Origin of the sequence: Effusibacillus lacus (genome assembly GCF_002335525.1) — a bacterium.
GTDB lineage: Bacteria > Bacillota > Bacilli > Tumebacillales > Effusibacillaceae > Effusibacillus > Effusibacillus lacus.
This window is the reverse complement of record NZ_BDUF01000033.1, coordinates 17,079-39,425: the sequence shown is the minus strand read 5'-3', so window position 1 is coordinate 39,425 and position 22,347 is coordinate 17,079. Positions and strand designations below refer to the sequence as shown.

Sequence of the window (22,347 nt, the reverse complement as noted above, 5' to 3'; positions counted from 1 at the left end):
AGCTTCAGATTAGCTGCTTTCCTTTTTACGATAGGTAAAAAACATGATCATCGCCAACAGGGAAATCACAGCCCCAGCTATGTAAGGAACAGCCATTCCCGCTTTGTACAGGGAGCCGCCGACCACGGGGCCTGCGATACGCCCCAGTGAGTCCATGGAACCCAGCAGTCCCATGGAGCTTCCCTGACCTGCAGAAGTTTTCTTCGATATCAGGGCTGATACTGCCGGACGAATCATGCCGTTCCCCATGCCAAATATTGTAAGATATATCGCTGCTGTCGTGAATGAGTTCACTTGCGTAATCAACAGAAACCCGATTATCGAAGTGACAAGCCCCAGTTGAATTACCCCCGGTTCCCCCAGCCACTTCGTCAAACGCCCGATCAGTCCTCCCTGGACAATGGCTCCCGCTATTCCCATAATCATGAAAATCATGGCCATATCAAATTCATCGGCTCCAAACGTGTCCAGAGAGTAGAACGCAAAGGTTGCTTCCAGACCGGCCAGGGAGAGGGTGACCACAAACTGCATCATAAAGAGATACGACAGGGGCGCTTTGAAGGCTGCCCAACTGCTTTCTTTTTTTGCCCTGTTTTCCATGCGTTGTTCAGCAGACATCGATTCGCGTAAAACAAACGCTGCAAAAATGAAGTTTGCCACAACCAACGCTCCCGCTATGAAAAACGGAACCGAATCGCCAAAGCGTGAGAAGGTGCCTCCTATGGCAGGACCAAAGATAAACCCGAGGCCAGCGGCCGCTCCAATCATCCCCATCCCCCTGGCACGGGTTTCCTCCGTCGTAACGTCGGCAACATAGGCCATGACGGTCGGCAGTGCGGCTGCCGACAAAACGCCTGCCATGATCCTTGTTGCAAACAACTGCCAAAGTTCAGTAGCCATGCCAAACAGAAAGTAAGACGCGGCAAACCCCGCCAACCCGATCATCAATACCGGCTTGCGGCCGATCCGATCCGATATTCCGCCCCAGATGGGAGCGAAGATAAAGTTCATCACCGAGTATACAGCCATTAGGTATCCCAGTTCCAGGGAATCGGCACCAAAGCTTTTCGCATAGTAGGGCAATACGGGGATTATGATGCCAAATCCCAACATGACCATAAACATGATCGCAAACAGAACCAGAAACACTCTTTTCATTAAATGCGGGCCTCCGATTTGTAGAATCTTGAATTCAACTTCATCTGCTGCCTATCCCTTGCAATTTGTCAAAGACAGGCCCAAAATTCTCTTGAGAAAGCCTGTCTTTGGGGTAATACAATCTGTGCTTGACCTCGGGAATCAGCGAACGGATCAGGTTGGAAATCTCGTGGATTTCTCTTAGCCTGCCTTGTTCATCCAGCACCCGGATTCCTTCCTTATAGAGAAAACCGGCCGTTGCAATCTCCCGGTAAATCAGGTAATAGTCAGGGTCAAGACCGTTTGCGGCAAACAGATCCCGAAAGGACTTCAGCGTATCCTCCGAAAGTTTATCACAAGCGATGGATGAATACAGCCTGCGATCCAGAAAACGGCTGGCCAGATCAGCGAGTATCGGATCCTGTTCGTCTCTCCACCGATGAAAGGCGTGTATCATGACAGATTCATCCAGACGGATGTATTCACCAACAGAAATGTCCTTTTCCTGTCTTGTAAAGAAGGGCACCAACTCCACCGGGTGATACTGCAGTCCCCCCGTGTCAAACAACGTCTTTGCCCGCAGCATGACAGACCGCAGCAGGAGATCGCTGCCAATGGTTTTGTGATGCAGATAGACTTGCGTATACATAAAGTATCTTGCCAATATGTACTGTTCAACCGTGTGAATGCCGGAACTTTTAATCACTACGTCATCTCCGTATGGACGCATGACGCGGATCAGCCGCTCCAGTTCGTATTGTCCATAGATGACACCCGTATGAAGCGCATCCCGCAACAGATAATCCATTCGATCAACATCCAATTGACTGGAGATGAGCCGCACTATCAATGGATACAGGCTTTCTTTCCCTATAATTCCCGCCACATCTGCAGGAAAATCCCGGTCAACCGAACGAAGGATTCCGTTTACCTCTTCATCCTCCAGAAGAATCCGGCGTGTCCAGGATTCGTGACGGACTTGAAATGCCCCCTCAAACGCATGGGAAAAAGGACCATGTCCAATATCATGGAGCAATGCGGCACACAGCGCAAGTTTGTTTAAGCGTTCGTCCTTTGGCCAGTCATGGTTTCTGCGAAAGTGGGACAGCACTTTGCGCATCGTCTCATAGGTTCCCAGGGAGTGGGTCAAGCGGCTGTGCTCCGCTCCATGAAATACCAGATAAGAGGTACCCAGCTGTTTGATTCTGCGCAGCCGTTGGAATGCCCTTGTGTTAATGAGGTTCCAGATGACCGGATCCTGTATGTAAACCCAATCGTGAATCGGGTCTTTTAAAACTTTTTCTTCGGAGAACCATTGCTTTTGCAAATGCATGCCTCCTTCCCCATACCCAAAAGATTACCATAATTTCTCCAAAAAAACTTCCTTCTGTGATGGTTTTGGTTCTTCAGACAGGACAGTATGTTATAATAAAATTCAGTATCGCTCCCAATCTCGCTATTAAAGGAGTTCTCCATATGAATCCGACCGCAAAAGACACATTCGTTTCATTGTTTGAACGGCTTTCTCCGGATCAACAAGCTGACATACTTCAGATCATGGAAACCTGGGTGAAGATGCCCCCTGTTCCCCAGCCTGCCCAATCTGGGGATTCAACAGCCGCCCCGCCCCGTACAATACCTGAATTGTCCAAAGAACTTCATTGTCTGAATGCGCTGAAAAAAGTGGTCGAAGACCACTATCAACCCCGGGTGGAACTTGCGTACATAGCGTTTCATCCGGATCTGGACAGCGTATCGACCGCCAAGACCCGGGAAGCTGCCAAAAAAATGTACACGCTGGAAGCTGCGTATGAGCTAAAATCGATATTTGAACAGAATCCGGATTCGGAGATTCTGGAAAAGGAAATTGTGGAAACCTTACAGCGGTATCTGCATCTTTGAATCATTGGCACACAAGGATCAGGAATGGGAAAAGGGGCTTCCCCAACAGTGCATGGGGCGGCCCCTTTGTGCAAGTCACTATTGAAATAACGGAGAACACGTTATTGAGCGGAGTCATCACATGTAATGCGGTTGCATTCCTTCTGAACCGCACATCCCCCACACTTCCCTTCTTTAGCCTTCCGGAAATGCCTGCTGATGGTCCACCCTGCATAGCAAAAGATTAGAACCACGACCAGTATGCTGGCAAACACGAGACCGCCCCCTTTCTCAATTGAATCCGAGCAGCTTTCCTCCCTGGTAAATCAGGAGCGACAGAATATAAGCTATGGCCAGGCCGTAACAGACCGAAAACCAGGTCCATTTGGCCGAAGCCGTTTCTTTCCTGATGACCGCAACAGTTGCCAGACATGGTACGTACAGGAGCAAAAAGGTCAAAAAGCTGTAAGCCTGCAGAGGCGTGAAGTAGTTTGCCATCATTCCCTGCAGCGTATCGATATCAGGTGCGGCAAAAATAATGTTCATGGTGGAAACAACCACTTCCTTGGCGAAGAACCCGGTCATCAGAGAGGAAGCAGACTGCCAGTTGCCGAACCCCAAGGGGGCAAACAATGGGGCTAATAAACTGCCGATTCCGGCCAGAAAACTCTCGTTCATGTCAACATTGAAACCGCCCGGGCCTGCGTACCCCAGTACCCAAATCAGGACAGAACCACCGAAGATGAACGTGCCGGCTTTTTTGACAAACCCTTTCCCCTTTTCCCAAGTGCTCCGGAACAGGGTTCGCCATTGGGGAAACCGGTAGGGCGGAAGTTCCACCACAAAGACTGATTTTTCCTGATGAAACACTTTGGAAAACAGCTTCGCCATTACAAGAGCCACGATGATGCCCATAACATAAAGGGACAGAACAATCAGTGCCTGGTTCTCCGCAAAAAAGGCTGCAACAAACAAACTGTAGACGGAAAGCCGCGCAGAACACGACATAAAGGGTATCAGCAGCGTGGTTGTCAAACGTTCCCTCGGTTGTTCCACAGTTCGAGCCGCCATGATCCCCGGAACATTGCAGCCAAACCCTATGATCATCGGGATGAAGGCTTTCCCGTTAAGTCCGACTCCTTCCATCAGCCGGTCCATCACCATGGCCACACGGGCCATATAGCCTGAGTCTTCAATAAAGGAGATGATCAGGAACAGAATGAAGATTTGGGGAACGAATACCAGAACTCCTCCAACCCCCGGAACAATCCCTTGCAGGACAAGGTCCTTTAAGAAGGCCGATGCGCCCATCCATGTAAACACCTGGTCAAAGAAGGATACAACCGGCCCTGTAAAGAACCCGTCCAGCAAATCGGAGAGCGGTGACCCGAGCCAATCAAAAGTAAGCTTGAAGGTGACAAACATGAACAACAGGAAAAGCGGCATCCCCAAAAACCGGTTGGTCGCAAGGCGGTCGATGCGGTCCGATAAGGTTTGGTCGACATCCTTCTTCCTAGTTACCGACTGTTCCAGCAGACCTGCAATATAATTTCTTCTGGTGTCCCTGATGTAAGTATCAAGCGATTTGGCACCTGCAATCCGGGCCAGAGTCTGTTCCGTTTCAATCCGGAGACGCTGCAGCCATTCACCGTCTGTCATGGTTTCCAGCATCTCGGCAACCAGAGGGTTTCCTTCGAAATACTGCAGCGCCAGCCATCTCTTTGGCGGAAGATTCTCACCCTGCAATCTTTCGGCCAATCTGGCGATGGATTCTTCCAGTACTGGCCCGTAGTCAAGTCGAAGGGTAGGAGTGGCAGCCATGCGGCCACTGCCAAGAGTCTCCAGGATCTTGTCGCATCCGGTGCCGGTACGGGCAATTATCGGAATCACGGGAATTTGCAGGAGTGAGGCTAGTTTTTCGTGATCAATTGCAAGTCCTCTGTGCTTTGCCACATCCATCATGTTCAGCCCGATCAGCATCGGTTTCCCATATTCCAGCAGTTGGACAGTGAGATACAGATTTCTGTCAAGCTGTGACGCATCCACAATATTGATAATGGACGTGAATTCTTCCGATAACAGAAACCGGGTTGCCACACCTTCATCCCTTGATAAAGGATGCAAAGAGTAGATCCCCGGTAAGTCTATCAATCTGGCCTGTTTGTTTTTCAGAATTCCCACTTTCTTCTCAACGGTTACACCCGCCCAGTTCCCCACGTATTCATAGGAGCCAGTGAGCTCATTAAACAGTGACGTTTTTCCGGTATTAGGGTTACCCGCAAGTGCAACACTAGCCACATTGGACCACCTCAATCAGGCGTGCATCCCGGCGGCGAATCCCCACACGCTGTCCATTGGACTCGATGGTGATTGGACCTCCAAAGGGAAGGCTTCTTGTAACACAAACCTCCATTCCCTCCAGGATGCCAAAATCGTTCAATCTTTTGCGAACCAGTTCGGTTGCCTGGTCAAGATTTGCAATCAAAACTTTCGTTCCAAACTGTATGTCTGCCAAGAACATGGAAGAATCACCCGCCAACCACTATTGATAATCATTATCATATCTTAAGTGTACGATAGACTCTCTCTATGGTAAATAGGCCCACCCTCAACAAAAGTTGAACAAAAATCAAAAAACCTGTGGATGTTTCCACAGGTTCTCAGATAAGAATCATATTGATTTTTAGCTGCAGGGACCAGGTTTCCCCGCGTCATTTGCCGTACGGAAGGAACTTCCGCACCCGCAAGAAGAGGTTGCGTTCGGATTGCTGATCTTGAATCCTGCGCCCATCAGGGAATCGACATAATCGACTTCAGCCCCTTGCAGGTATTGGGCGCTGTTGGGATCGATCACCACTTTGACTCCGTTTTCGGTAAAGATGCTATCATCGCCTTTGGCACGATCCAGTGCCATTCCATAGGAGAAACCGCTTCAGCCGCCGGATTTGACGAAAATCCGGAGAGCCAGGTCTTCCCCTTTATCGACGAGCAGTGATTTCACTTTGGATGCTGCCGATTCGGTCAATGTTACCATTGAGCTCTCCCCTTTCCATTCAAGTTAGAATTATTTTAACATAGTCCCCTAATAAATCATAGACCCTTCTTCTCCATCATGTCCACGATCAGGGGAGGTACATACATTCTATTCTTTGACTACGTCTCCTGTCCAGGACTTATGTCGTCTGCGTTCCCAGAATCATGTAATGGTTCGGGTTTGGCCGGATGATTTCCGTTGCAAAGCCAAATTTTTCAATGGAAGCAGCCAGTTCTGGCGCATCCAATCTTTCTTCAACGGGAGGACCGGATTCCGTTTGTTTCTTCTCCCACTCCAGAACCAGGAGCTTGCCGCCCGGACGCAAAATCCGCTTAATTTCAGAAAGGCCCTTTGTCAGGTCAGCGAGTTCATGCAGGATAAAGGCACAAAATACCTTGTCCACACTCCCATCCGCCAGATCAATTGCTTCTGCATCACTTTGGACGGGCACGATATTGGCCGCTCCCGCTTCGTTGGCTTTCTCCTTCAGAAAACCAAGCATCTGAGGTTCCACGTCCACCCCATACACAGTACCTGAAGTCAAACGGGAGGCGGGAATGGCAAAATATCCGGGTCCGACGCCGATATCCGCCACATCTTCCTGCTCTCCGATTTGCAGCGGGGCCAGAATTTCTTCCGGTGGCAGCAGTTTGCGTCTTTCCGGGTTATCCAGTTTGTGGACTTTCTTCGGATCAAAACGATGTGCCACTTCCATTATCCCCCTGTCAGACGATATCAGCGGCTTTTGACCAGCAAATCGACCGCTTCTTTGATCACCTTGTCGGGATTCTGCCCCTGTTCCAATTCGTGGCGAATGCACTGTTCCAAGTTGGCTGCTACAACCAGTCCGATTGCGCGGTCAACCGCTGAGCGGATCGCTGTCAACTGGGTGACAACTTCCCGGCAGTCTTTCGTCTGTTCCATCATGCTCAGAACTCCCCGGATTTGTCCCTCGATCCGCCGGAGACGGTTTTTCATGGAGTCCGTATATTCCATCAGTGTAATCACCTCAAGAATGATTTTTACATTTTTATTATATGATACCCGGTTAGGTATGTTTTTGCAACTAAACCTACAGAGATTAGTGTAATTCTGTTTGTGGGGGACACACCTTATGTAGTATGTCCACAACAAACGCCCGTCAATAATGACGGGCGTTTGTCCGGTTGATGGAATTCAGGTTAATCGGTTTTCTATTTTCGGATTTGAAAAGCCGGTTTTCCCAGCAATTCATGTCGAATCAGATTCCAGCAGTTGTGCATCAACGCTTGCAGTTCCCAGACAGATTGGCCCAGCATACGGATCACCAGCCCGTTTTTGGAGAGCAGACTCGTTCCGGCATATACCGGACCTTGATTGCAGGGTTCAAGAGAACCCCAAATTATCTTTATATGCTCTTTCGTTATTTTTTCTGACAACACCCATAAGGTTCCGATATGGGTGTAATCCTCCATTATTCCTTTGAGAGAGTTCCAATGATCGGGTTCAAGCGCCAGAGAGTCCCAAACCGTCCATTTTCCATCCCAATAGACGGAAAATTGGCTGGTGATTTTCCGATAACGAAAGATCTCTCCACAGCCTGCCCTGCCCGGAGCAATGATCTCTCCCAGAATCGCTTGCCCACCCGATTCCATATGCACAATCGTCTCCCCAATATGACCGGCGTCTTGAAAAGGAACAAGCGGTTCCGGAAAATATTCCAGCACAGCCCTGTCTTTTATATGAAACTTTTGAATTTGCCGGCTCTCAACCGCACATGGAGAAGGATGCAGCTTGCAAGACGACTGGTTGGTGAGGTAAAGATGGGCCCCTTTTTCCAAAGTGCACTCGATCTCCTGAGCATCCCCATTGAAGAGACCCGGCGATGCATCCATCAAATAAAGAAGAAGTTCCCCTCTGTCTCCCGAAAAGGGTTTCGCCACTTTCAAGGGAGCCTGGTGGAAGGATCGGGTGAGCACATTCTTCCCGCCCCTCAATTCAACAGTTCCCTTCCACAGTCCCTTCACTCTCATAGTGCCGCTCGCATCGAGGTGCCGTGATATTCTTTGGAGATCCAGCGAACGATCTCCGGAACTCCCACGTTTTCAAACAAATTGGTGAAGAGAAAAGGTTTCTCCCCGCGCATCCGTCTGGAGTCCTTTTCCATCACTTCCAGACTGGCGCCCACATGAGGAGCCAGATCGATTTTATTGATCACCAGCAAATCGGAGCGGGTGATCCCCGGTCCCCCTTTGCGGGGAATCTTTTCCCCCTGGGCAACGTCAATAATATAGATGAATACATCCACCAGTTCCGGACTGAATGCGGCTGCCAGGTTGTCGCCGCCGCTCTCGATAAAGATGATGTCGAGATCGTGAAACCTTGTCTCCAGTTCCTCCACCGCTGCAAAATTCATTGATGCATCCTCACGGATGGCCGTATGCGGACATCCTCCGGTCTCTACCCCAATGATCCGGTCCGCCGGCAGTACTCCGGTCTTTGTCAAGATCTCCGCATCTTCCTTCGTATAAATGTCGTTGGTGATTACTGCCAGGCTGTATGTGTCTTTCATCATCCAGCACAACTTCTCCACCAGGGCCGTCTTGCCCGATCCTACCGGCCCGCCTATCCCAACCCGCATGGGCCGCCCTCCCGCAAAACTTCTATGCTTCCATTCGTGATGATGATGGTTATGCCCTTGGCACATACCGATTCCTCCTCTGATTGTTGATTATGACATGAATAGACGGGAATAGAGAATTTCATGGCGCATGGCGCCTATTTCCTGCGCCAATGTGTTGCTGTATAGATTCTCCGGTGCGGGAGGGTTGAGCGCCAACCGCTCCGCCTCGCGTCCTATCAACTGCAGCAGACCGTTCAGCACTTTCTGCCCTTCCGTTTGCCCGATGGCCATGGCTCTGAGAGCATTCTGAACAAGACTGTTAACACCCGCATACAGGTGAGTTAAAACGGCTGCCTGTGGTGTTTGCTTCAGATAAGCACAGATCCAGCCGTGGACGATGGCGTTGCTGCCATAGCATTCTTCCGACCGAATCCAGCTTGCATATTGTTCCAGACCTGATTCCGGGTAAAGTTCTTGCACGATATGAAGAAATCTCTTGCCAATCTTGATCTCACCTTCCCGGGATTCGCGCGCCGGTTTTGAAAGCGTGATCCGTCGGTCGAGCAACTTCAGGTTTTCCCGGGCCAATTCCGATTCCGGATGAGTGGAAATCACTTTTTCCGCATACCGGTATGCCCAAAAAACCACTGCCCCTTCCATGGGAGCAAGGCTTCCAGTAATGTAGGATTCCAACCATTCCTTCAGTTCCCCGGCGTTTTGCACCCTTCCTTCCTGCAGGAATGTCTCCAGTCCAAAGGAATGGGAGAAAGCCCCTGTCGGAAAAGCGGAATCAATCAATTGCACCAAAGGAAGAAATGAAATCATACCCAACCGCTCCTTTAGGACTAAAACAGGAAATAGCGTTGAGCCATCGGTACCGTCTCAGCCGGCTCACAGGTGATCAGTTCTCCGTCTACCTTCACTTCATAGGTTTCGGGATTCACCTCAATCCGGGGTGTGTCACTGTTGTGAATCATGTCTTTCTTGCCGATGCGCCGGCAATTTTTCACGGGAAGAACTTTCTTGGAAAGTCCCAACCGTTCATGTACCCCCGACTCAAACGCCGCTTGCGAGACAAATGTGATGGAACAGCTCTTGGCCGCCAGTCCGTAAGAAGCAAACATCGGTCGCCCCATCACCGGTTGGGGGGTCGGAATGGAGGCATTCGGATCGCCCATCGCGGCATACGCAATGAAACCGCCTTTCAATACCAGTTCCGGCTTCACTCCAAAAAAGGCCGGCTTCCACAAAACGAGATCCGCCCATTTTCCCGTTTCGACAGACCCCACGTACTCGGAAATTCCATGAGCAATGGCCGGGTTGATTGTGTATTTGGCCACATACCTCTTTGCGCGGAAATTGTCGTTCTCTCCTTCTTCCTCTTTCAGAGGACCCCGCTGTTTCTTCATTTTGTCAGCCGTCTGCCATGTCCGGAGAATCACTTCCCCTACCCGCCCCATGGCTTGCGAGTCAGAACTGATAATGCTGAAAACCCCGAGGTCATGCAGAATGTCTTCCGCAGCTATTGTCTCCGGGCGTATCCTGGAATCGGCAAAGGCCACGTCTTCCGGTATACTGCTGTCCAAATGGTGACAAACCATCAGCATATCCAAATGTTCGTCAATTGTATTTACGGTAAACGGGCGGGTGGGATTGGTGGAAGAGGGGATCACATTGGTTTCCCCTGCCAATCGAATAATGTCAGGCGCATGTCCGCCTCCCGCACCTTCGGTGTGATAAGTGTGAATGGTTCGGCCCGCTATGGCCCGAATCGTATCCTCTACAAACCCGGCTTCATTTAATGTGTCCGTATGAATGGCCACTTGAACATCATATTGATCAGCAACCTTCAGGCAGGTATCAATGGCAGCCGGTGTGGTGCCCCAATCTTCATGCAGCTTCAACCCGATCGCCCCTGCCTGGATCTGCTCCTCCAGGGCCTCCTGTCCGGAAGCATTTCCTTTTCCGAGAAACCCGAGATTCATTGGAAATTCCTCAGCTGCCTCCAGCATTCGGTGAATATTCCATGCCCCCGGGGTACAGGTTGTGGCATTGGTTCCCGTGGCAGGTCCGGTTCCTCCTCCAATCATCGTAGTAATTCCGGAAGCAAGAGCAGTCTCAATCTGCTGGGGGCAAATAAAATGGATATGGGTATCAATCCCCCCAGGTGTTACAATTAAACCTTCCCCGGCAATCGCTTCCGTCGAGGCTCCCACCACCAGGTCCGGATGAACCCCTTCCATGGTATCCGGATTCCCTGCTTTTCCAATCCCGGCAATCCGTCCGTCTTTGATCCCTATGTCAGCTTTGACAATTCCCCAGTGATCCAGGATTAAAGCATTCGTGATCACCAAATCCAATACGCCTTCCGAACGAATGGCGCGGGATGACTGCCCCATCCCGTCGCGAAGCACCTTTCCTCCGCCAAATTTGCATTCGTCCCCATACACCGTGAAGTCCTTTTCCACTTCAATCAACAGATCCGTGTCAGCCAGACGAACCTTGTCTCCCGTTGTGGGACCAAACATTCCGGCGTAGGCTTCCCTGGACATGAGAAGTCCCTCCTGTACAGGTCCCGGGGTTTGATCCAACGCTTGCTTTACGGATCCGGAAACCAGTCCGTTATGTCCATGCACCTCCTGCCGACCGCCGATAGCCACTAAAGTGACCGGCTTCTCTTCCCCCGGTTCAAATCGTACGGCTGTACCGGCCGGAATGTTGAGACGCATCCCTTTCGCTTTCTCCCGGTCGAAGTCAAGCTCCTTATTCACCTCGTAAAAATGAAAATGGGAGCCGACCTGAACCGGACGATCTCCGCGACTGACTACCTTCAGGAAGACCGTTTTCCGATTGGCATTGAGTACTATCGGTTCTTCCTTGAGCAGATATTCTCCCGGCTTCATTCTCCGGCCTCCCCTTTCTCCTCTTTGCCGCTTCCTCCCGGACGAATCGGGTTGTGCACGGTGACCAGTTTTGTGCCATCGGCAAATGTTGCCTCCACCTGAACCTCCTCAATCATGGAGGCTATCCCTTCCTGAACATCTTCTTCAGTGAGGATTGTGGTGCCCCACTGCATAAGTTCGGGAACCGATTTTCCGTCCCGGGCCCCTTCCAGAATTTCGTAAGTGAGGATGGCCATGGCCTCAGGGTAATTCAGCTTCAGGCCGCGCTGCTGCCGGCGACGGGCCAAATCCGCCGCGACCACGATCAACAATTTCTCTTTCTCCCGTCCCGTCAAATGCATAGGTTCTCTCCTTCTCTTTAAACAGTCAGATATTGGCGAATCGTTTCATCTTCAATCTCCGAGGCTTTGCCTTCTGCGGCAACAGCCCCTTTCTCCAGGACATAACAATAATCGGCCAAACTCAGGGCAAAATCCAGGCTCTGCTCCACCAGCAGGATCGCCATGTCCCCCTGTGCTTTCAGGAGGCGGATAACATTTTCAATTTCCATCACAATGTTTGGTTGAATTCCCTCAGTCGGTTCATCCAATAGAAGCAATTTGGGACGCGCTACCAATGCCCGGGCAATCGCAAGCTGCTGCTGCTGTCCGCCGCTGAGGTCTCCTCCCTTCCTTTGAAGCATCGTGTTCAGCATGGGAAACATCTCAAAGACTTCATGCGGAATCTGTTTTTCCCTTTTCGGCAAAGCTTCCAGTCCCAACAGCAAATTCTCTTCCACGGTCAATTGCGGGAATACCTCTCTTCCCTGCGGTACATAGGCAATCCCGTTCTTGGCCCTTTGTTCGGGCTTATCTTTTGTAATTTCTTTGTCATGCAGATAAATCTTTCCCTGCCGCGGTCTAAGCAGTCCAATGACAGTCTTGAGAAGGGTGGTTTTTCCCACACCGTTTCGTCCCAGCAGGGAAACCACTTCCCCTTCCCGGATCCGGAAATCAATATTCCTTAAGATGACGGTTTCCCCATAGCAAACTTCCAAACTTTTCATTGTCAACATACCGCTTCTGCCCTCCGGCCCAAATACACTTCCGCGACCCGGGGGTTTTCCTGAACTTCTGCGATGGAACCTTCGCACAGAATCTGTCCTTCGTGCATGACAGTCACCTTGTCAGAGAATTTCCGCACAAAGTCCATATCGTGATCGACTACCAATACAGAACGGGCTTGGGCGATTTCCTGAATAAGCTCTCCCGTCTTTTCCGTTTCTGACTTTGTCATCCCTGCCACGGGCTCATCCAGCAAAAGAAGCTCAGGTTCCTGCATCAGCAGCATTCCGATCTCCAGCCACTGTTTTTGTCCATGGGAAAGTGACGAAGCCTTGTCGTTTGCCTTATCCTGCAGATTGATCATGGTCAACTGCTTTTGGATGGCTTCCCGCTCTTCCCTGGTCATTCTTGCGCGAAGGGAGGAGAAGAGGCTCCGGTCCCGCTTCCTCGACAGTTCCAAATTCTCAAACACCGTCAAGTTCCCAAAAACTGCAGGCGCTTGAAATTTCCGTCCTACGCCGCACTGTGCGATTTGATGCTCTTGCTTCTTGGACAATTCAATGTTTTCCTTGAAAATGACCTCTCCCTGAACGGGCTTTACTTTCCCGCAGATTACGTCGAGCAATGTTGTTTTGCCGGCGCCGTTCGGGCCAATCAAAAAGCGGACTTCCCCTTTTTTCATCTCGAAATTGAGGTTCCGGATCGCTTTAAAACCGCCAAAATTAACCGTTATGTTCCGGGTGCAGAGAATGGTGCTCATAAACTTCCTTCACCGCCTTTTTCCTGTATAAATTCTCCTTCAAATTCGCAAACAGCCCCACAATGCCATTCGGAAGGAACAAAACAACTGTTACAAACAACGCGCCAAGGAAATAAAGCCAGATATCCGGGAAGGATTCACTGAAGAAACTCTTCGCACCATTTGTCAAAACCGTGCCGATGATTGCCCCGATCAAAGTTCCCCGCCCGCCTATCGCCACCCAGAGGACCATCTCGACCGAAGGAATGATTCCCATCATGGCCGGAGAAATAATCCCCACCTGCAGGACGAACAGGATTCCGGCAAGACCGGCAAGGCCCGCTGAAAGTACATAGACGAACACCTTATAAGTGGTGGGATTGTATCCGGAAAACCGTACGCGATTTTCGCCATCCCGGATTGCCACCAGGATTTTTCCCGTTCTGCCGGCAATCAGTTTCCGGCATAAAATAAAAACGCCAATGAGAACGAGCAAAGTCAGATAGTAAAGAAACATTTGCACCGGCGGGGAAAATAACGGAAAACCGAAAACTGTCTTGAAATTGGTGATACCGTTGGTTCCCCCCGTAAAAGCCTGCTGCCCGATGAACAGGGTTACCACTACTATCACTACCGCTTGCGAGAGAATCGAGAAAAATACCCCTTTTATCCGGTTGCGGAAAGTAAAATACCCCAGCAATCCCGCCAAAGCCATCGGCAGCAAAATGGCAGCCAGGATGGCAAAGAGAGGATTGCCGAATGGCACCCAGAACCATGGCATTTCTTCCAGCCCGCTCCACGACATGAAATCGGGCAGCCTGTCGCCGCTTGCTTCCAGTTTCAGATACATGGCCATACAATAGGCTCCCAGCCCAAAGAATACACCATGGCCCAGGCTCAGAATTCCCGTATACCCCCAGATCAAATCCATGCCAATGGCCAGAATCGCCAATGCCAGGAATTTCCCCAACAGATTCAACCGGAATTCCGACAGAAAAATCGGGGCCAATGCCATCAACAGGATCAGCGCAATCCACAGAAAATACCTCTTTTGGCTCCAGCTGCTGTTCAACAGTTGACTCAACGATCCTACCTCCTCTTAGGGGAATCAATCCAAAACGCGGGTCTTCACCTGCACGAGACCTGCGGGCCGCCACTGCAGGAAAACAATAATCACCAAAAAGACTAATACTTTGCCAAGGGTGGCGGTCGTTCCATATTCAAACAGGGTATTAAGAATTCCGATTCCCAAAGCGCCCGCCAAAGTACCGGACAGTTTTCCGACCCCGCCGAGAACCACAACCATAAACGCGTCGATGATGTAATACGTACCGATTGAAGGTCCAATCGGTCCCAACAGCGTAATCGCACAACCGGCCAATCCGGCGATCCCGGAACCCATGGCAAAACTCCAAGAGTCTACTTTGCGCGTGGAAATTCCAAGGCAAGCGGCCATTGCCCGATTCTGCATAACCGCCTGCATGCGTCTTCCCGGGGCTGTTTTGTATAGGTAAAGATACATTCCAAGCACCGCCGCTGCCGCTATCGCCAGGATAAAAAGCCTTTTGTACGGGAAGACAACACCTGCCATTACCTCCAGTCCCCCATTAAGCCAGTCCGGAGCCATCACCGCAACGTTGGGTGCGCCAAAAACGGTACGGGCCAATTGCTGTAAAACCAAACTTACGCCCCAGGTGGCCAGAAGACTGTCCAAAGGTCGGCCGTATAGATGCCTGACGAGTGCCCACTCCAAAATCCACCCCGTTAATGCAGCAGTCAGAAACGCAACGGGCAAGGCCAAGACGAAGTAAAAGTCAAACAAAGATTTGGGGAGATAATTGGAAAACATTATTTGAGTCATATAAGCGGAGTAAGCGCCTATCATAATCAGTTCCCCGTGGGCCATGTTAATGACATTCATCAAGCCGAAAGTAATGGCCAATCCCAACGCAATCAGCAGCAGAATCGAACTAAAGCTCAATCCGTTAAACAATTGAACCATTAGAACATCCACCTGCTTCACCTCCGATTTTCAGTTAGGTCCCTGAAGGAAAAAACAGGCGGATCAACCCGCATGACGGGTTGATCCCTTTGTCGCCCGGAATTGTTCTGCCAATCTTATTACTTTAAATTTTTTGCCCACTCGTAGTTTTTCAGGAATGGATCCGGTTTGACAGGTTTGTCGGAATTCCACAGTTCTTTAAATTGCCCGTCCGGTTGAATTTCACCGATGCGGACCATTTTATAGGTATGCTGGTTTTCCCCGTCAATCTTTACAAGTCCCTCGGGAGCTTCAAACTCAATTCCTTTTGATGCTTCCTTTACTTTATCCACATCGGTGGTTCCGGCCTTTTTCACGGCTTCCGCCCACAGATAGACTCCAAAGTAGCCCGCTTCAATCGGGTCATCGGTTACACGGTCTTTTCCGTACTTCGCCTTATACTTTTGAACAAACTCCTTATTCTTCGGAAGATCTGTCGTCTGGAAATAGTTCCAGGCCGCAAGATGGCCGACAAGGGGTTCGGCGCCGATGCCACGGATTTCTTCTTCCGCAATACTTACAGACATTACAGTCAGATCCTTGTTTGTGATGCCTGCATCCTTAAGCTGTTTGAAGAATGCCACATTGCTGTCACCATTCAAAGTATTGAAAATCACATCCGGTTTGGCCTGCTTGATTTTGCTGATAATCGTACTGTAGTTTGTATGGCCGAGAGGAGTGTATTCCTCACCAACCATTTCTCCCCCCTCGGCAGCCAGTTGGGCTTTGATGATCTTGTTCGCTGTTCTCGGAAAGACATAATCCGATCCGAGCAGGTAGAATTTTTTGCCCTTGTTTTTCAAGAGCCAGGATACGGCGGGAACAATCTGCTGGTTCGGTGCGGCACCCGTGTAGAAAATGTTGGGGGATGCCTCAAGTCCTTCGTATTGAACGGGATAGAACAACAATCCTTTGTTTTCCTCCACTACCGGCAGCATTGCTTTCCGGCTGGCGGAAGTCCATCCTCCGAAAATCACTGCCACCTTATCCTTTTGCAGCAGCTTCTTTGCTTTTTCCGCAAAGGTGGGCCAATCTGACGCGCCGTCCTCAATAACGGGCTCGATCTTTTTGCCGAGGACCCCGCCTGCCGCATTGATTTCTTCAATTGCGAGCAATTCAGCATCCTTGACGGATGTTTCACTGATTGCCATGGTACCGCTAAGGGAGTGAAGGACCCCGACTTTGATGGTATCCCCGGCAGCTTGATTCGATGAAGAATTTCCGGAAGAAGTCGGTGCCGTACTGCTGCCGCCGCCGGAATTTCCGCACCCTGCCAAGAGCATCCCTCCGGCAAGCATCATCGTAATCAGCATAGAAGCTTTCTTTTTAAACCCGGTTTCTCTCATGCTTGAACCCCCAATACGTCTTGTTTGGTCTTAAAAAAGCAAACTGCTTTGCCCCATCGTTTCAGAAGTTTCTATCACCCCCGGTTTTTTTTAAAAGACAGAAAGCCCCTATCTCAAAGGATAGAGGCTTCGTTGCCTGATCGTGTCTCCATCGACACTATATGTTAGTTTTTATTACATATCCGTATTATATGGAGGAAATCAGCAAGCTTCAAATTCAATCCCCAGATAGAATCCCTCCTTAATTATGCAAAGGTACTGTTTTTCTCCTTTTTTCATCTTTTTTCTTGTTATGTTATATTTTCTAACATGAACGTTTTCATTTCTTGCAAACCAAATTCCAGAGAAGGCGAGCCGCTTCCTGATCGTTACGCGGTAACCGCTCAACTTTTAGGGCGGGAACCATTTGAAAGGGCCGGGCCACTCTTGGCAAATGTAGATCCGCCTGCTCAATGTATTTCCGTTCTACCAAGAGCTCGGTTCCACCGGAGGCCAATAACTTCCTATCTTTCATTAATAGGATTGCATCCGCCCAAGCAGCGGCAAAATCCACATCGTGGGTGGCAATCAAAATCGTTTTCCCCATAAAACTCAAGCCTTGCAGCAACGAAGCAACCTCGTCTTTTCCCCGGGGGTCCAGATACGCCATGGGTTCATCCAGAATGATAACGTCCGGATGCATCGCCATAACTCCTGCTATTGCCACTCTTTTTTTCTGCCCGTAACTTAAATGATACGGGGGCTTATTCTTGAATTCCCTCATCCCCACGGCTCCCAGTGCGGTATCGCATCGCAGAGAGATTTCTTCTTCATCCAGCCCCATATTGGCAGGCCCAAAAGCAACATCGTCCCAGACAGTTGAAGAGAACACCTGATCATCCGGATCTTGGAAGACCAATCCCACTTTCCTTCTGATCGCGGCTGCTGTTTTCCGGTTTACTGTTTCCCCCATAATGCGCACAGTCCCCTGCTGCGGAAGCAGCAAGCCGTTCAAATGATGCATCAGAGTTGATTTGCCTGCACCATTGGGGCCGAGAATGGCTGCCTTGGTTCCTGCCGGAATCTGAAATGAGATGTCGTCGAGCGCCCGGGTCGAGTCGGGATACTGATAGATGAGATGTTCGACTTCGATCGCTAGCATTGGTTTCTCTCCCCTCTGTCCGATCACGGAATGAACCCTTGTATCCCCTTGAGAGCATAGCTTGATGGATCCTCATACTTCGTTCCACGGAACGAAGTAACAGCACTCCCATCAACTGCCCCATTCGTATATAAGTTCGCCAGGAAGCAAACCCACGAAATTTCATGCCCCTCGATTTTTGGGATTGAATCATCCGCCCGGTTTCATCTGCGAGAACAGACAGGTACCGCAAAGTAAATTCCATCATATTCACCAAAAGGACAGGCATTCCTAAATCTTTGAGGGCGCGCAACAAATCACGGTGCGGCGTCGTTCCAAGCAAAAAAGTGAGAGTCAGATTGGCAATCAGCAATTTCAGAGTCAGTTGCAAACACTGCTGCAGACCCTTTGCGCTTAAAACCAATGAGGAAGTCAGGACAATTGGCTCCTCATGATTTGTGAATGGCAAATACAGGACGGTAATCAAACCAAACGGAAGAATAAGCGCAGCTCTCAAAGCCACATATTTCCATGTCATTCCCGCCCATCCAATCAAGGCGATGACCAAAAACAAAAGGAATATAAGCCATACGGCATCAGGAATCAGAACCGCAGTCACAATCGTTGCTAGAGCAAGCAGAACCCGTCTCCGGTCAGACGCAATTACCTTTCGCTTGGCCGCTCCCTGTGTCGAGTCAAATAAACTTCCGCACAGCATCTTATCCCTTCTTTCTGGCGGACTCGGTTTTACGCACCCACCACCTTCCCAAAGTAATCATGGTCAGCAGCGTCAGCAACGTTCCCAGAAGTCCGGCAATGCTCGTTGAGAAAAAGGAATGTTCGATATTGGCCACTGTGTAATCAGCAAAAGGGGAAGTCCAGATTGTCCCCGTTTCCTTTTCCATAAATCCCAATTCAATCGCAGATCTTTCCAGACCGTCTGGTTTTGAAGACGCGAATGGAGAGATAAAACCGCCCAATAAAAGGGAGACCGTGATTCCCGCTCCTGCGAATCCTTTTATCCGTTTCATATTATCCCTCCCTGTTTACGGACAGCAAAGGATTCCAGGAAGTCTTGCGTTCCATCAGATACCGAAGCAAGGTGACGGTAACAATTCCTTCTCCGATCCCAATCAAAGAATGCCAGCCAATCATGGCTTTCATGGCGGGAACCAGGGGAGCCGTTCCGGACAGCGCCAATTCAACCGCCACTCCGGCGGAAGATACTACAACGGCTGTCCATGATGCAGCGAATACGCCTAGAAGTTTTACATTTCGATTCCGTACACCTGCAAATGGCCGGTACAAACCATACCCTATAAACGAAGTAAGCATCCCCAGATTGAACAAATTGGCGCCAAGAGCCGTGATGCCGCCATCCTGAAAAAAGAGGGTCTGGATGAAAGTTACAGTTGTCATAACCAGAACAGACACCCAGGGGCCAAACAGAATGGCAGCCAATGTCGCCCCGTTGAGATGGCCGGATGTTGCTCCCGCCACGGGAAAGTTGATCATTTGCGAAGCAAAGATAAAAGCGGCTGTGATGCCAATTAACGGCACCCTGGATTCATCCATTGCCAGTTTTGCTTTTTTCAGGGCAAGGCTTACCCCGACTGCCGAAACCGCAGTCAGAGTCATCCAGGTCCTGGTATCAAGAAAGCCATCCGGAATGTGCATCGCGATCTCTCCTGCCCTTAGGGTGTGGCAAATTTCTTGCCGATTTTTCCGTGATCCACCATGGTTGCCAGCACATCAAGCGCCGCCCTTGCAGCCAACAAGGCTGTAGTGTCGCTGATATCATAAGGAGGTGAAACTTCCACAACCTCCATTGCGCAAATGCCTTCCCTGGCCACCAATTGCAGGAACTTTAAAGCTTCCCTGGGCAAAAAGCCGCCCGGTTCCGGCCAACCCGTCCCAGGTACAAAACCGCAGTCCACCGAATCGATATCAAAACTGAGATAAACGGCCTTGGCCCCTTTCCATGCCACTTCTAGCGCAATTTCGACCGCTTTTTCAATTCCCATGTTTTCCACATCATTGATTGTTAAAATTGTGGTTCCGCGTTCCCGTGCGACTTTCACACCCGGTCGCGGGACCTGCCACCCGCCGATTCCGACCTGAACAAGATTGACTGCGGGTGCATTTGGGATGTTCGTGGCATGAAACCAGGGCGTTGTATGCATTCGCTCATCCATATCTTTCTCCTGAATGTCGGCATGACGATCCAGGTGAATAATCCCGATGTTTCCTTCCACGTTCTCGGCAACCCCGCGGACACAGGGAAATCCGATCGAATGATCTCCCCCGAAAATAATCGGCATTGTACCGTTGGAGAAGACGTGAGAAACGGCTTTCGTTATCTGATCAAAGCTTTTCTCAATATTTCCGATTGTAAAAACATCCCCCAGATCACACATGTTCAACGATTCGCGTAAATCAACACCAATTTCATAATTATAGGGGGTATACAAACTGGAGATCCGGCGGATTGCCTGCGGACCGAACCTTGTTCCCGGGCGGTAAGTGGTTCCGATATCAAAAGGCACTCCCATAAACGCCACATCATAGTTCCCCACTTCTCGGACATCCTCCAAAAAAGGGACCTTCAGGAAGGTGTTAATCCCCGCATAATGCGGCAGTTCGCCTCTGCTGAAACAGGAAATGGTGCGATCTTCAATGCTTTCTGCCGCTTCCAGACCGTATTCCAAAGATCTTTGAATCTCTTCCTCACTTTTTACAGTCGGAATCGCTTCCTCTTTAAAAGCGGCCTGAATTCCCATTAAATCTTCACGCTTAAAGCCGGAGGGACCTTGTTTTTGCTTGTAACCTAGTCCGTGATTATCAAAGAACCCCATGACGATCAACCTTTCTTTTTTTGAAGTAGAGAAATAATCTCCCTTTTTAAACGAATAAACGCTTCCGAATCTTTGACATGTTTCTTCCGCCGCAACTCATCCGGAATTTGCACTTCCAATTCAATGCGTCCGGGATGCGATTGCATCACATACAGACGCTGCGACAGAAAAATCGCCTCTTCAATATCGTGAGTGATGAAGACCACAGTGGTTTTTTCTTTCTCCCATATATCCAACAAGAGTTCCTGCATCTCACTTTTGGTTTGGGCATCAAGCGCTGCAAACGGTTCATCCATCAACAAAACTTCCGGGGAATTCGCTAGGGCACGTGCGATCGCCACACGCTGCTTCATTCCGCCTGACAGTTCTTTCGGATAGGAATCCGCAAAGGGTACTAACGAGACCAGTTCCAAATAACGGTCAGATACTTCTTTTCTCTGTTTAGGCGGAACTTTTTTCAGGCTGAGGCCAAATTCAATGTTCTCCCTGACCGTTAACCAGGGAAAAAGGGTATAAGACTGAAATACCATTCCCCTATCGGCTCCGGGCCCCTCAATTTCATGTCCCGATACCGAAATGGTTCCTGAAGTTGCCTCTTCCAATCCGGCCAGGATTCTTAACAAAGTGGATTTGCCGCATCCGGATGGGCCAACAAGCGAAACAAATTCATTTTGACAAACGTGAATCGACACATTGTCCAGGGCAAGAAAGGATCCGGTTTTTGTCCGATATTCCTTGGAAATGGAATGAATAAGGATTTTCTTTTCTTCCGGTACGTTTGTTTCCACAAGAGAAAATCTTTGCACCTTCGCAGCGGAACTTCTCATGAGCGTCCTCCCTCCGTCCAAGGAAACAATCGATTGTTGGCCAGCGCAAACATTCGATCTGTCAGCAGTCCCAAGAATCCAATCACAAAGATCCCCACAAAGATCACATCCGTATTGAGAAACCTTTGGGCTTTCATGATGGAGAATCCCAATCCCGAGTTGGCAGCCACTAACTCTGCAACCACCAGGTACGTCCATGCCCATCCCATAATCAAACGCAATGTATTCATCAGATCGGGCATCAAGGCAGGGAGCAAAACCCTTGTCACAACCTGGAATTCCGTTGCCCCCAACGTATAGGATGATTGGAGCAGATCATTGGAAACGGCCCGTGTATTATCGGCTACCATTAAAACCAGCTGAAAGAAACTCCCGATGAAGATTACCATGATTTTCGCGGTTTCCCCGATCCCTGCCCATACCATAATCAGGGGGATAAACGCAGTTGCGGGCATATACCGGATAAATTCCGTCGCCGGCACAATGACTGCTTCCGCAAAGCGAAACGCCCCAGCCAGTATTCCCAGCGGAATCCCAATTGCACAGGCGAGAAGAAACCCCATCCCTACCCGATAAACACTGATTCCCACGTGTTTCCAAAACTCCTCAGTTTGTACTTGTTTGATAAAGGTCTGAAAAACATGGTCAGGTGTCGGAAGAAACGTGCGGTCCACCGCTTGACTGTAGCTGAGCAGGCTCCATACAACCATAAACGCCATAAAAATCCCGATTACGCCCGATACATACCACTCTTTTTTTATTTCTCCCCGGATTTGCAGCAGTTTGGATCGAGATTTCCTCATGGTCGGTTCTCACCTC

At 49.8% G+C, this 22,347-nt stretch carries 24 protein-coding genes and 2 pseudogenes; 1 reads left to right on the top strand and 25 read right to left on the bottom strand.

The features are described from left to right. Positions 1-9 precede the first annotated feature (9 nt). Together EFBL_RS07745 and EFBL_RS07740 are read right to left on the bottom strand one after the other, a co-directional pair. Positions 10-1,158 (bottom strand): MFS transporter, encoded by a 1,149-nt coding sequence (locus EFBL_RS07745; RefSeq protein ID WP_096181572.1) that lies wholly within the window; start codon positions 1,156-1,158, stop codon positions 10-12. A 40-nt stretch (positions 1,159-1,198) separates the two neighbouring features. Further along, on the bottom strand, positions 1,199-2,470 hold the full coding sequence (locus EFBL_RS07740) for an HD domain-containing protein (protein WP_096181571.1): 1,272 nt from the start codon (positions 2,468-2,470) through the stop codon (positions 1,199-1,201). 143 nt (positions 2,471-2,613) lie between these two features. Between EFBL_RS07740 and EFBL_RS07735 the strand changes: the two genes are divergently transcribed. Further along, entirely contained in the window at positions 2,614-3,039 is a 426-nt protein-coding gene (locus EFBL_RS07735; RefSeq protein ID WP_096181570.1) for a hypothetical protein, read from the top strand. 101 nt (positions 3,040-3,140) lie between these two features. On the opposite strand, the gene EFBL_RS07730 is transcribed toward EFBL_RS07735, so the two are convergent. The 23 genes and pseudogenes from EFBL_RS07730 to EFBL_RS07620 all read right to left on the bottom strand — a co-directional run bounded on the left by EFBL_RS07730 (position 3,141) and on the right by EFBL_RS07620 (position 22,331). Beyond that, a complete protein-coding gene (locus EFBL_RS07730) occupies positions 3,141-3,272 on the bottom strand; it encodes a FeoB-associated Cys-rich membrane protein (RefSeq protein ID WP_231705717.1) in 132 nt (43 codons plus the stop codon). A 37-nt stretch (positions 3,273-3,309) separates the two neighbouring features. Beyond that, positions 3,310-5,316: a ferrous iron transport protein B gene (gene feoB, locus EFBL_RS07725; RefSeq protein ID WP_096181568.1), complete on the bottom strand. Its 2,007-nt coding sequence runs from the start codon at positions 5,314-5,316 to the stop codon at positions 3,310-3,312. Then, complete coding sequence (locus EFBL_RS07720) at positions 5,309-5,539, bottom strand: FeoA family protein (protein ID WP_096181567.1); 231 nt, start codon at positions 5,537-5,539, stop codon at positions 5,309-5,311. Before EFBL_RS07720 ends, feoB begins: the two co-directional genes overlap by 8 nt. Before the next feature lie 162 nt (positions 5,540-5,701). After that, positions 5,702-5,938 (bottom strand): annotated as a pseudogene (locus tag EFBL_RS07715) (HesB/IscA family protein); the annotation flags it as partial. Positions 5,939-6,191: 253 nt separating this feature from the next. Beyond that, positions 6,192-6,761 (bottom strand): class I SAM-dependent methyltransferase, encoded by a 570-nt coding sequence (locus EFBL_RS07710; protein ID WP_165912680.1) that lies wholly within the window; start codon positions 6,759-6,761, stop codon positions 6,192-6,194. Between the two features lie 26 nt (positions 6,762-6,787). After that, positions 6,788-7,048: a metal-sensitive transcriptional regulator gene (locus tag EFBL_RS07705; RefSeq protein WP_096181564.1), complete on the bottom strand. Its 261-nt coding sequence runs from the start codon at positions 7,046-7,048 to the stop codon at positions 6,788-6,790. Between the two features lie 197 nt (positions 7,049-7,245). Next, positions 7,246-8,064 carry an urease accessory protein UreD gene (locus EFBL_RS07700; protein ID WP_096181563.1) on the bottom strand — a complete coding sequence of 273 codons (819 nt, stop codon included), beginning with the start codon at positions 8,062-8,064 and terminating at the stop codon, positions 7,246-7,248. Continuing rightward, entirely contained in the window at positions 8,061-8,738 is a 678-nt protein-coding gene (gene ureG, locus EFBL_RS07695) for an urease accessory protein UreG (protein ID WP_096181562.1), read from the bottom strand. Before ureG ends, EFBL_RS07700 begins: the two co-directional genes overlap by 4 nt. A gap of 24 nt (positions 8,739-8,762) precedes the next feature. Then, entirely contained in the window at positions 8,763-9,479 is a 717-nt protein-coding gene (locus tag EFBL_RS07690) for an urease accessory protein UreF (protein ID WP_096181561.1), read from the bottom strand. A 20-nt stretch (positions 9,480-9,499) separates the two neighbouring features. Continuing rightward, entirely contained in the window at positions 9,500-11,557 is a 2,058-nt protein-coding gene (gene ureC, locus EFBL_RS07685; RefSeq protein WP_096181560.1) for an urease subunit alpha, read from the bottom strand. Continuing rightward, positions 11,554-11,898: an urease subunit gamma gene (locus EFBL_RS07680; RefSeq protein WP_096181559.1), complete on the bottom strand. Its 345-nt coding sequence runs from the start codon at positions 11,896-11,898 to the stop codon at positions 11,554-11,556. The genes ureC and EFBL_RS07680 overlap by 4 nt, the downstream gene beginning before the upstream one ends. A gap of 17 nt (positions 11,899-11,915) precedes the next feature. Further along, a complete protein-coding gene (gene urtE, locus EFBL_RS07675; RefSeq protein ID WP_096181558.1) occupies positions 11,916-12,611 on the bottom strand; it encodes an urea ABC transporter ATP-binding subunit UrtE in 696 nt (231 codons plus the stop codon). Beyond that, positions 12,605-13,360 (bottom strand): urea ABC transporter ATP-binding protein UrtD, encoded by a 756-nt coding sequence (urtD, locus tag EFBL_RS07670; RefSeq protein WP_096181557.1) that lies wholly within the window; start codon positions 13,358-13,360, stop codon positions 12,605-12,607. Before urtD ends, urtE begins: the two co-directional genes overlap by 7 nt. Continuing rightward, complete coding sequence (gene urtC, locus EFBL_RS07665; RefSeq protein WP_096181603.1) at positions 13,323-14,354, bottom strand: urea ABC transporter permease subunit UrtC; 1,032 nt, start codon at positions 14,352-14,354, stop codon at positions 13,323-13,325. The genes urtD and urtC overlap by 38 nt, the downstream gene beginning before the upstream one ends. 93 nt (positions 14,355-14,447) lie before the next feature. After that, positions 14,448-15,341, bottom strand: a complete 894-nt coding sequence (gene urtB, locus EFBL_RS07660; RefSeq protein WP_424955054.1) for an urea ABC transporter permease subunit UrtB — start codon at positions 15,339-15,341, stop codon at positions 14,448-14,450. Between the two features lie 119 nt (positions 15,342-15,460). Then, positions 15,461-16,726 carry an urea ABC transporter substrate-binding protein gene (gene urtA, locus EFBL_RS07655; protein WP_231705714.1) on the bottom strand — a complete coding sequence of 422 codons (1,266 nt, stop codon included), beginning with the start codon at positions 16,724-16,726 and terminating at the stop codon, positions 15,461-15,463. 319 nt (positions 16,727-17,045) lie between these two features. Then, complete coding sequence (locus EFBL_RS07650) at positions 17,046-17,867, bottom strand: ATP-binding cassette domain-containing protein (RefSeq protein ID WP_096181555.1); 822 nt, start codon at positions 17,865-17,867, stop codon at positions 17,046-17,048. A 37-nt stretch (positions 17,868-17,904) separates the two neighbouring features. Beyond that, positions 17,905-18,564: pseudogene (gene cbiQ / locus EFBL_RS21830) on the bottom strand (cobalt ECF transporter T component CbiQ); the annotation flags it as partial. A 1-nt stretch (position 18,565) separates the two neighbouring features. After that, the gene (locus EFBL_RS07640; RefSeq protein WP_096181553.1) at positions 18,566-18,877 is read right to left on the bottom strand and encodes a PDGLE domain-containing protein; all 312 of its coding nucleotides are present in this window, start codon (positions 18,875-18,877) and stop codon (positions 18,566-18,568) included. A 1-nt stretch (position 18,878) separates the two neighbouring features. After that, positions 18,879-19,523: an energy-coupling factor ABC transporter permease gene (locus EFBL_RS07635; protein WP_096181552.1), complete on the bottom strand. Its 645-nt coding sequence runs from the start codon at positions 19,521-19,523 to the stop codon at positions 18,879-18,881. Between the two features lie 17 nt (positions 19,524-19,540). Next, on the bottom strand, positions 19,541-20,701 hold the full coding sequence (locus tag EFBL_RS07630; RefSeq protein ID WP_172899663.1) for an agmatinase family protein: 1,161 nt from the start codon (positions 20,699-20,701) through the stop codon (positions 19,541-19,543). Positions 20,702-20,706: 5 nt separating this feature from the next. Then, positions 20,707-21,528, bottom strand: a complete 822-nt coding sequence (locus EFBL_RS07625) for an ABC transporter ATP-binding protein (protein ID WP_096181551.1) — start codon at positions 21,526-21,528, stop codon at positions 20,707-20,709. Continuing rightward, a complete protein-coding gene (locus EFBL_RS07620) occupies positions 21,525-22,331 on the bottom strand; it encodes an ABC transporter permease (RefSeq protein ID WP_096181550.1) in 807 nt (268 codons plus the stop codon). Before EFBL_RS07620 ends, EFBL_RS07625 begins: the two co-directional genes overlap by 4 nt. Positions 22,332-22,347: the final 16 nt, after the last annotated feature.